At 69.4% G+C, this 10305-nt stretch carries 9 protein-coding genes; 5 read left to right on the top strand and 4 right to left on the bottom strand.

What is annotated here, in order from left to right:
• The coding region (locus tag VAE46_RS06215; protein ID WP_322796054.1) for a hypothetical protein at positions 1 to 1515 on the bottom strand (1515 nt) is incomplete at its 3' end.
• Positions 1516 to 1866: 351 nt separating this feature from the next.
• Here VAE46_RS06215 and VAE46_RS06210 point away from each other — a divergent pair.
• Positions 1867 to 2058, top strand: coding sequence for a hypothetical protein (locus VAE46_RS06210; protein ID WP_322796053.1), 192 nt, complete (start codon positions 1867 to 1869; stop codon positions 2056 to 2058).
• A 141-nt stretch (positions 2059 to 2199) separates the two neighbouring features.
• On the top strand, positions 2200 to 2427 hold the full coding sequence (locus VAE46_RS06205) for a hypothetical protein (protein WP_322796052.1): 228 nt from the start codon (positions 2200 to 2202) through the stop codon (positions 2425 to 2427).
• A gap of 72 nt (positions 2428 to 2499) precedes the next feature.
• Here the strand turns inward: VAE46_RS06205 and VAE46_RS06200 are convergent, their stop codons facing one another.
• Both VAE46_RS06200 and VAE46_RS06195 read right to left on the bottom strand, forming a co-directional pair.
• On the bottom strand, positions 2500 to 3336 hold the full coding sequence (locus VAE46_RS06200) for a sulfurtransferase (protein WP_322796051.1): 837 nt from the start codon (positions 3334 to 3336) through the stop codon (positions 2500 to 2502).
• Between the two features lie 70 nt (positions 3337 to 3406).
• Positions 3407 to 6421 carry a transglycosylase domain-containing protein gene (locus tag VAE46_RS06195; RefSeq protein ID WP_322796050.1) on the bottom strand — a complete coding sequence of 1005 codons (3015 nt, stop codon included), beginning with the start codon at positions 6419 to 6421 and terminating at the stop codon, positions 3407 to 3409.
• A gap of 114 nt (positions 6422 to 6535) precedes the next feature.
• Between VAE46_RS06195 and gatC the strand changes: the two genes are divergently transcribed.
• Genes gatC through VAE46_RS06180 form a run of 3 tightly spaced genes read left to right on the top strand, consistent with a single transcriptional unit; the run spans position 6536 to position 8877 of the window.
• Positions 6536 to 6823 carry an Asp-tRNA(Asn)/Glu-tRNA(Gln) amidotransferase subunit GatC gene (gene gatC / locus VAE46_RS06190; protein WP_322796049.1) on the top strand — a complete coding sequence of 96 codons (288 nt, stop codon included), beginning with the start codon at positions 6536 to 6538 and terminating at the stop codon, positions 6821 to 6823.
• On the top strand, positions 6820 to 8307 hold the full coding sequence (gatA, locus tag VAE46_RS06185) for an Asp-tRNA(Asn)/Glu-tRNA(Gln) amidotransferase subunit GatA (protein WP_322796048.1): 1488 nt from the start codon (positions 6820 to 6822) through the stop codon (positions 8305 to 8307). Before gatC ends, gatA begins: the two co-directional genes overlap by 4 nt.
• 27 nt (positions 8308 to 8334) lie before the next feature.
• Positions 8335 to 8877 (top strand): restriction endonuclease, encoded by a 543-nt coding sequence (locus tag VAE46_RS06180; RefSeq protein ID WP_322796055.1) that lies wholly within the window; start codon positions 8335 to 8337, stop codon positions 8875 to 8877.
• 4 nt (positions 8878 to 8881) lie between these two features.
• Here VAE46_RS06180 and VAE46_RS06175 read toward each other — a convergent pair whose 3' ends face one another.
• Entirely contained in the window at positions 8882 to 10285 is a 1404-nt protein-coding gene (locus tag VAE46_RS06175; protein ID WP_322796047.1) for an amidase, read from the bottom strand.
• Between the last annotated feature and the right edge of the window lie 20 nt (positions 10286 to 10305).

The raw sequence follows: 10305 nt of genomic DNA, 5'->3' as shown, positions 1-10305 counted from the left end.
GAGGGCCTGCAGCTCCTCCGGGGTCACCCGGGCGACGCGGCGGCCGTGCTGGCGGAGGGCTGCGATATCGCCGCGAAGCTGGGCGCGTTCGAGCTGGCCAAAGGTGTAGGGCTGGCCGGGGACCGGCAGGTCGACGCCGGGCTCATCGGCAACCACGAGGAAGATGCCGGTGTTGGGGCCGCCCTTGTGCAGCTGCCCGGTGGAGTGGAGGTAGCGGGGGCCAAAGCCGAGGGTGGTGGCGATGCGGAGGCGGTCGCGGAAGCGGTGGCGGATGCGCTCGAGCCGGTCAGTGGTTGCGCGGTCGCGGGGGAGGTAGGCGAGGATGGCGAGGTAGTCGCCGGGGCGGGCGGTAGCGAGGACCTCTGCAGCCGGCGCGGTGGCGTCATCGACCGGCTGGCCGGCGAGGAGAGCCCGGGTGTGGCGCTTGGTCTCTTCGACGTTTGGCTGGTCGAACGGGTTGATGCCGAGGAGGTGCCCGGCCACGGCGGTGGCGAACTCCCAGCGGAAGAACTCGGCGGCGAGATCGAGGGGGCCGATGGCGGGAAGGCGGAGCACCGGGTGGCCGGCGGCTTCGAGGTCGGCGAGGCCGTCGGGTTCGCCGTAGGCGATGAAGAGCCGGTCGCCGCCGTACACGGACGGAGGGCCGATGCGCTCGGCTTCGACCGGGAGGATGCCGCGACCGTGCTTACCGGTGGATTCGGCAACGAGCTGTTCGATCCAGTGGCCGAGCGTTTCGACCTGCTGGGGCAAGAAGAGGGTGAGCTTGTCGCGGCCGGCGAGTGCCGCCGCCCCCATGAGCGCACCGAGCTGGGCGCCCGGGTTGGCTTCCAGGTCATCGGCGCGGCGGCAGGCCTGGACCATGGGACCGAGGCGGCCGAACAGCCCGGGGACGTCGACACCGGCGAGGGTGGCGGGGAGCAGCCCGAACCACGACAGGGCAGAGAACCGGCCGCCGATATCCGGGGGATTGAGGAAGAGGTGGGGCGTGCCGAGCCGGTGGGCCTCCTGTTCGAGGGGCGTGCCGGGGTCGGTGACCACGAAGAAGCGGGCCGGGTCGGCGATGCGTTCGCGGAAGAGGGCAAAGTGGCTCAGCGTTTCGACCGTGGTGCCCGATTTGCTGGACACGATGACGACGGTCCGGTCGAGGTCGGTGGCATCGAGGGTGGCGCGCACCTGGCGTGGGTCGGTGGAATCGAGCACGTGCAGGCGGAGGGCATCGCCGGCCGGGCCGAAGGAGGTCGCGAGGACCTCGGGGGCCAGGCTGGAGCCGCCCATGCCGAGGAGGACGGCGTGCTCGACGCCCTCCTGCCGCAGCCGCTCGCGGAGGGCGGCCATGACCGGGAGGTTCGGAAACATCGCCTGGTGGACCGTCAGCCAGCCGAGGCGGTCAGCGCACTCGGCGGGGTGCGGCTGCCAGACCGTGTGGTCGCCGGCCCAAATGCGTTCGACGACCCGGTGTGCCTGGAGCGCGGCGAGCTGCGCGCGCGTGGCTTCGGCGAGCTGGGGAGGGATCACCGGCTCCTCCGGCGGGGGATGGACTAACGATACCGGAGGTGCGGGGGAGCGTCAGGCCCGTGATGTGCGGGCAAGGGCAGCACGGTCTCGCCGATGACGACCACGAGTTGGCGGGGGAAGAAGCGCGGCCGACGCGGCGCTGCCAGGCGGGGCTTCGGCCGGTCCCGGCGGATGGGGAGAAGGTCGGGCTCGGGGTCGTTCACTACCGGTGAAATCGGCAGCGCGGTGTTCGAGTACAGCGGGTTCGCCGGTGGCAATTCGGGGTTTCGAGGAGTGCACGGCCGGTAGCGGCCGGCCGAATATTGGTACAGGCGGTGGGCTTCGAGGCCGGGGGCCGCCGGGGAGGGACTGATGCAGGACCACATTCGGATTTGCCAGCGATGCGGGATGACGTACGACTGGCGGCGCTCGCCGAGCAGCTCGCTGAAGATGACCTACTGCGGCAGCCTGTGCGAGAAGGCCGACCTGGGGTTCACGATCGAGGCCCTGCTGCGAGAGTTCGAGGTGGTGCAGCCGGCGTGGCGGGCGCTGCTGGCGGCCTGAGGCTGGCTGCCGGGCGTTGAGGTAAGCGCGGCAACCGCGATTTGAGTAAGTCGCTTTGCGAAACCCATTCGCGGCAGCTACGCTGGAAGTGGAACTGGCAACCGACCCCGCGAGGCGGTGAAGCCGGCCAGGAGGCGACAGGTGGAAACACCGATCGGGCCCGGCCCAACCGGGATGAATCTGAACAATATCAAAGTGTGCGCGCGCTGCGGCCTGCGCTACGACTGGCGGAAGTCGCCGAGCGGGATGAAGATGACCTACTGCTCCTCGCTCTGCGAAAAGGCCGACCTGGGGTTCACGGTCGAGGCGCTGCTCCGCTGGGAGCGCGTGGCACCCGCGGAAGAAGAGGCCCCGGCGCCGGCGAAGTAATCGTCGGGCCACGAAAGGTGACGGTCGAACGCCCCGGCATATCCCGCCGGGGCGTTTGCGCTGTGTGAGCTGTCACTCCAGGGTCAGCGGCGTATCGTCGCGGTTGGCCCAGTCGCGCATGGAGCCGTCGTAGACGCGGACGTTGTCGAAGCCGACGAGCGTCATCGCGAAGGCTGCGTGGGCGGCGCGGATGCCGCCCTGGCAGTAGGTGATGGTGGCACGGTCTCTGGTGATGCCGGCCCCGGCGAGGAGTCGCTCGATTTCCTCCGCCGGGAGAAAGCGGCGCGTATCGGCGGTCTCGACGAAGCGGATCCATTCGAGGTGGCGGGCCCCCGGGACCCGGCCGACCCGGCGGTTGCCGCGGTCGTTGGTGCCGTTCCATTCCGCATCGGTGCGAGCATCGAGGATTTGGCAGGAGGGGTCGCCCAGGCGGGCTTTCAGGTACTCCGCATCGGCAATGAGGTCCGGGTTCGGCCGGGCGGTGAAGGTCGCAGGTGCAGGGCGGGTAGCGTGAAAGGTGATGGGCCGTCCTTCGGTGAGCCAGCGGTGCCAGCCGCCGTTGAGGACCTTCACCCGGGTGTGGCCGTAGTAGTTGAGCACCCACCAGAGCCGTGCCGCGACGAGGGCGTTGTTGTCGTCGTAGGTGACGACGAGGGTGTCATTGGAGACGCCGAGGCGGCCCATAAGCTGCTCGAACTGGTCGGGCGGCATGACAAACGTGCCGTGGTCGGCCCCGGGCGGACCCGGCTCCTTGATGTAGTAGTGCACCGGGAGGTGGACAGCGCCCGGGATGTGAGCGCGCCGGTAGGCTTCGAGGACGGCGCAATCGATGACGCGGACGCCGGGGTCGTCGAGGTGTTGCGCGAGCCAGTCGGGTTCGGCAAGGAGTTCCGGGCGGGCGTAGCCCATGGCGATTATCCCTCCGGGGTGGTGGGCGGAGTGTACGCCGGCGGGGCGTGCTCCGCGAGAGCCGCCAGCGTCAGGGCGTGGGCGTCGGCGTCGGTGTGGCGTTGCCGGGGGTTGGCGTCGGTGTGAGCCCCGGGAAGTTCGGCGGTCCGCCCTTCCGGACATTGATGTAGATGGTGAGGGAGAGCCCCTTGCCATCGTTGGTGGAGAGCCGGACGGCATAGACGCCGTTCTGGAGGTCGGCCAGGCGGATAGTCCCGAGCGGGCCGTTTTCGACCTTCGCGGTGCCCGAGCCGATGGTGATCCACTCGGTCGGCGCGGAACCCTGGCCGATTTCGAGCTTCCAGTTCTTCAGGTTCGGCGGGTTGACCGTGCCGATGACCTCGGTGTCGCCGGAGATGGTGCGGCCGGTGGTGAGGTTGTTGATGGCGATGGCCGCGAGCCCCGTGCTCTTCTCTTTCGGCGCGATTGGGATATTGCGTTTCTGGGCGAGCTCCTCGGCGAGCTCGGGCTTGAACGCCGGGAGCTTCACGAACTTCTGCACCTTGCGGAACTCGGCCGGCGTCTGTTCGGTGGCGAGGAGGCCGTTGCGCGAGTCGATCTCCTTCTCCTCGCAGTCGGATTCGTAGGTGACGTCGGTGCGGACCCAGGCGGTGACGACCTGGTCGCAGTACTTGAAATCGGGGCCGAGGTTGCGGTCGGTGGCGGGGGTTTCGAAGGGCCGCAGGGCAACGTTCGCCGGGCGAATGTCGTCGAAGCCCTTGCCCACATCGGGAACGCCGCGGGCGGTGAGCGCTTCGTGGTAGGTGCCCATCCAGGTCTTCCAGAGGCGGACGGTGGTGTTGGCGGCGGCGAACTGGCGATCGTTGACCAGTTCGTTGGTGGCGTTGCCGACCCAGACGGCGGTGGCCGCGTGGCGTGAGTAGCCGGTCATCCAGGTTTCGAGGGTATCGGCCGCGGAGAGGGGACCCTGCTGGGTGCCGGTCTTGACGCCGGACGGGATGCGCTGGCCGTTGGCGTAGAAGTCGAGCCCGAGGTCGCTGTTGCTGCCGCCGCAGCCCCAGATGATGAAGCGGGCGGTGCAATCGGACATGATGGAGTGGAGCAGCCAGACGGAGCCGGCATCGATGACCTGGCGGGTCTCGGGCTCGCCCTGGCGGAAGATGACGTTGCCATCCTTGTCGCGGACCTCGAGGACGACGACGGGGTCGAGCTCACGGGTCCCTTCGAGGCGGATGTAGCCCTTCTGGAAGAGGGCCTTCTGTTCCAGGGCGAGCTCGTAGTCGGCGCCGGTGTCGAGCGCGGTGCTCTTCAGGTCACTCACCTTCACGTAGCGCGCCAGGTGGGGAACGCCGACCATCCTGCCCATATTGGCGATGGTGGCGTCCATGTAGGCCATGTCGATAGCGCGGATGTTGGCGCCGCCGGTGGCGATGGAGGCGCCGTAGGTGACATCGGGGTGGGAGCGGAAGGTGGGGTCGAAGCGCTGCTCGAGCGTGGTGATGCCGAGCGCCTTGGCGACCCTGATGACGTTGTCGATGCCGGCCTCCTGGGCGGCACGGAAGGCTGCGACGTTCTGGGAGCCGCCGAGCGCGGCGCGGGCGGAGATGAGCCCCTCGGTCTTGTCGGCATCGCGACGGGGGTTTTCGATGGCGGTGCCCTCGACGGTGAGCGGGCTGGTATCCCAGAAGATGCTCATCGGGGCTTTGTTGAGGGTATCGAACCAGGCCAGGTAGACCGCCGGCTTGAACGAGGAGCCGGGCTGGTTGATCTCGACCAGCTGGTCAATATCCCCGGCCACGCGGCGGTCGGAACGGTAGGAGGGGTCGCGGTTCGGGGCATAAACGATTACCCGGCCGGGGGAGGGCTCAATGGTGACGATGGCGGCATTGTGGCATTCGCAGCCGTTTTCGAGGCCGGTCGCGATGAAGCCGCGGGCCATCTCCATGGCCTGGGCGGTCAGTTCCCAATCGAGGGTGGTGGTGACCTTGTAGCCGGCCTGGTGGACGCTGGCCTTGCAATCGGCGGCGCCGGGGAGCTTCGGCAGGATGCCGGCCTCGCACATGCGGACGAGGCGCGGTTCGACCTGGTTATCGACGAAGGCCTCGGCGCGCTGGGGATTGGAGCCCAGGTAGACGCGGACCTCTTCGGCCTTGGCGGCGGCGACCTGCTCCGCGGTCGCGCGGCCGTGGCGGACCATCAGGTCGAGGACGGCCTCCTGGCGGGCTTTGGCCTCGCCCCCGACGATGCCCCGGCCGAGCTCATCGACGATGCACTGGCCGGCATCATCCTTCAGGCAGTTCAGGCGCGGGTGGTAGAGAGTCGGCGCCTGGGGGATGCCGGCGAGCAGGGCGGCCTCGGCGAGGGTGAGGTCTTTCGCAGGCTTGCGGAAGTAGCCCTGTGCGGCGGCTTCGACGCCGATGTAGCGGTCCGCGTACGAAATCTGGTTGAGGTACCAGGTGAGGATCTCCTCCTTGGTGTAGTCCTGCTCGAGCTCGATGGCGTAGGCGATCTCGCGGAGCTTGCGGTCGAGCGTTCGTTCGGCCGTTACGCAGGCGGTCCGGGTGTCGGCGTCTTCGCCGATGGACGGGCAGATGTAGACGTTCTTGATGAGCTGCTGGGTGATGGAGGAGCCTCCGGACCCGGAGCCGAAGTCGTTGAGGATGTAGTTTTCGTAGGCGGCGCGGACGAGGCCTCTCAGGTTGACGCCGGGATGCGTCCAGAACGAGTTGTCCTCGGTGGAGACGGTCGCCTCGATCATCCAGGGTGAGATGTCTTCGAGGCGTACGGGGTTCAGGAGCTGCGCATTGGGGTTGGCAAGGGTAGCCAGCAGGACGCCGTTGTCGGGGCCGTTGCGGTCGTAGATTTCCGTCGGAACGCTGGAGACCTGGCGGAGCTTTTCCTCGATGGGGACGTAGTCCTTCGCGTAAGAGTTGTAGATGGTGAAGAGGGCGCCGAAGGCCGCGGCGCCGCCGATGGCCGCGAGCGAAAGCAGGCCGAAGAGGCCGATCAGGAGGATGCGCGCTGAACCGCCGTGCCCGTTGCGGCGGCGTTCGCGGAGGCGGCGGCGAACGACGAGACTGCTCATGACGCTGGCCCCGGTGCGGGGGTTTCGAAGCGGGGCATCGCTCGTGAGGGTAGCAAAGGGCGGGTGGACGGGACACGGGCGCGGGTAAGAAGGGCTTCCCGTATTCTTTTCCGCATGGCACTGACCCGAGACGACGTGTTGCACATCGCCCGGCTGGCGCGCATCGCGGTGACCGACGACGAGGTTGCGCGGCTGACGGTCCAGCTTTCGGGCATTCTCGACCACTTTGCGGCGCTGGCGGCGGTTGACACCGAGGGTGTGGAGCCGACGGCACACCCGCTTCCGCTGGCCAACGTAATGCGGGCCGATGAGGTGCAGCCGTCGCTGAGCCGCGATGAGGTGCTGGCGAACGCGCCGATGACCGAGGACGGGTACATCCGGGTGCGGGCGGTGCTGGAATGAGCGAGCTGTGGCGTCTGACGGCTCACGAAGCGCATGAGGGCCTCCGGCGGCGGGAGTTCACCAGCGTCGAGCTGACGCAGTCGGTGCTGGAGCGGCTGGCGGAGGTCGAGCCGACCGTGCACGCGTACATCACGGTGACCGCCGAGCTGGCGCTGGAGCAGGCGCGGGAGGCCGATGCGAAGTTCGCTGCAGGGACGGCGACGCCGCTGACCGGCATCCCGGTGGGCGTGAAGGACCTGATCATCACGAAGGGTGTCCGCACGACTGCGGGCTCGCGGATGCTGGAGAACTTCATTCCCCCATTCGACAGCCATGTCTACGAACAATTACGCCGGGCGGGGGCGGTGATGGTGGGGAAGTGCAACATGGACGAGTTCGCCATGGGGTCGTCGACGGAGCATTCCGCCTATGGGCCGACACGGAACCCGTGGAACCCGGCGCTGGTGCCGGGCGGCTCCTCCGGCGGGTCCGCAGCGGCGGTGGCGGCGGGCGAGTGCCTCGTTTCGCTGGGGAGTGATACGGGTGGCTCGATTCGGCAGCCCGCGGCGCTCTGCGGGCAGGTAGGCCTGGACCCGACGTACGGGCGGGTGAGCCGCTACGGGATCGTGGCCTTCGGGAGCTCGCTCGACCAGGTGGGGCCGATCGGGCGGGACGTGGAGGATGTGGCAACGATGCTCGATTGCATCGGCGGGCACGACCCCCGGGACAGCACGACAAATCCGGAGCCGATGCCTGACCTGCGCCACTACCTCGGGCGGGAGATCCGGGGGATGCGCATCGGGGTGCCGAAAGAGTACTTCGTCGGGGGGATGGAGGAAGGCGTACGGGCGCGGATCGAGGAGGCGCTGCAGGTGCTGGAAGGGCTTGGTGCGGTGGTAGACCGGGAGGTTTCGCTGCCCAGCACCGAGCATGCGCTGGCGGTGTACTACATCATCGCGCCGAGCGAGGCGTCGGCGAACCTGGCGCGCTACGACGGGGTGAAGTACGGCTTCAGCGACCACTCCGGCGGTTCGATGTGGGAGGACATGGAGCGCACGCGGGCGCTGGGCTTCGGCGCCGAGGTGAAGCGCCGCATCATGCTCGGGACGTACGCGCTCAGCGCGGGCTACTACGACGCCTACTACCTCAAGGCGCAGAAGGTCCGGACCGTGATCAGCCGGGAGTTCGCCGAGGCGTTCCGGACGTACGACGTGCTGGTGACGCCGACCTCGCCGACGGTTGCCTTCCCGATCGGGGCGAAGCTGGATGACCCGCTGGCGATGTACCTGAACGACATCTACACGCTGCCGGCCTCGGTGGCGGGGCTGCCGGCGATCAGCGTGCCGTGCGGGTTCAGCGACGGGCTGCCGGTCGGGATGCAGATTATCGGCAACTTCTTCGATGAGGGGCGCATTATCCAGGTCGCGCATGCCTATGAGCAGGCTTCGGGGTATCGCAACCTGCTGGCGCCGATGGGCGGAGGAGGAGCCAACGCGGGGGCCTGAGCGTGCCCCCGCGGGGACCGGGTGCCGATGCGGCGCGCGCTGCTGCTAGCGGTCGCCGGCGCGGCGGCCGTCGCCTTATGGGACCCATTCGGCCTGGCCTGGCTGGGGTGGGCGCTGGCCGGAGTGCTGGTCCTGGTGTTCCTGCTACAGCTGGCGCGCTCGCTCAACCGTCGGAGGTCGGCGCGCACACTGGCCGGCCTGCGTGCCATGGCGCCCGAGGCCTTCGAAGAGGAAGTGGCCCGCTGGCTGCGGCGCGGGGGCTGGCGGGTGGAGCGGCGGGGCGGCACCGGCGATGCGGGCATCGACCTGCTTGCCACGAAGCGGGGCGAGACGCTCGCGGTCCAGTGCAAGCGCTACGGGGAGCAGGTCACCGTCCCTGCGGCGGTGGTGCGCGAGCTGTACGGTGCGGCCGTAGCGACGGAGGCGACGGTCGCGCTGCTGGTGACGACCGGGCGGGTGTCGCGGCAGGCTGCGGAATGGGCGGCGGCGCGGGAGGGACGGCCCCGGGTGGTGGTCATCGACGGCGATGGGGTGGCGCAGGCGGCGATGCGGGGCCGGCTGACGCTCTGAGCGGCTACAGCTCCGGGGCGCGGGCGGTCCAGCCGGTGGCGCACTCGTATGCGTGCGCGGCCCGGAGGAGCGTCGGCTCGGCGAAGGGCGCGGCGGCGAGCTGGAGGCCGATGGGCAGCCCCTCCGAACTGAAGCCGCAGGGGACGCTGATGGCGGGCACCCCGGCGATGTTGAAGGGCATCGTCAGGGAGGCGAAGGCCGCGCCGGTGGTGAGCTGCACGCCGTCGATCTCGACGGGGTCTTCGCCGATGCGCGAGGCCGTGCGCATGGTGGTGGGGGCGGCGAGGAGGTCGACCTGCTCGAAGAGGCGACGGACGGCCTCCTTGACGGCATAGCTGTCGCGGTAGGCGGCGCTGAGGTCGAGCGGTTCCGGCAGGGGCTGGAGGAGGATGTTGCGCAGCTCTTCGCTGTAGCGGTGGGCGGCTTCGTCGAGCAGGGGCGTGTGGTAGAGGCGACCTTCGACGTTGACCAGGCGCCAGGCGCTGATGATCTGGTCCCGGGTGAAGCCGGAATCGATGTCGACGACCTCCGCGCCGAGGCCGCGGAGCGTTTCGAGCGCCTCTTCGACTGCCACCAGGACCTCCGGATCGACGAGGCCGAAGAACTGGTCGCGGGGGACGCCGACGCGGAGACCGCGGACATCCGGGATGAGCGCCGCCCGGTAGTCCGGGACGGGGAGCGGCACGGTGGCGAAGTCGTCGGGGTCGTAGCCGGCGATGGCGCCGAGAACGATGGCGGCGTCTTCGACCGTGCGGGCGATGGGGCCGGCGTGGTCGAACTGCGGCGACATGGGGATGACGCCGGCCCGGCTGACGAGGCCGAAGGTGGGCTTGAGGCCGACGCAGCCGCAAAGCGCGGCCGGGATGCGGATGCTGCCGCCGGTATCGGTGCCAAGGGTGCCGAGGGCGAGGCGGGCCGCGATGGCAGCGCCGGACCCGCCGCTGGAACCGCCGGGGATGCGGTCGGGGTCCCACGGGTTGCGGGTGGGGCCGGTGTGCGGGTTGTTGGTGGTGGTGCCCCAGGCGAATTCGTGCGTGTTAGTTTTGCCGAGGAGGACGGTGCCCGCTTCGCGCAGGCGGCGGGCGACGGCAGAGTCGACAGCCGGTACGCGCCCGCGCAGGACATCGGCGCCGGCGAAGGTCTCGATGCCGGCGGTGTCATAGAGATCCTTGAGGGCGATCGGGATGCCGTGGAGCGGGCCGCGGTACTGCCCGGCGAGCAGCTCCTGCTCGGCGCGGGCCGCATCGTCGAGGGCGCGCTCCGGCGTCACGGTCACGAAGGCGTTGAGCCGGGGGTTGAGGCGTTCAATGCGTTCGATGCAGGCGCGGGTCAGTTCGACCGGGGAGAGTTGGCGGCGCTGAATGCGGCGAGCGGCCTCGGCGATGGTGAGCTGTGCTGGGTCGGACATGCGGGAGCCTCGCGGCGGGT

This window comes from Tepidiforma sp. (genome assembly GCF_034433535.1).
In the GTDB taxonomy this organism is placed as follows: domain Bacteria; phylum Chloroflexota; class Dehalococcoidia; order Tepidiformales; family Tepidiformaceae; genus Tepidiforma.
This window is presented reverse-complemented; position numbering and strand designations above follow the sequence as displayed.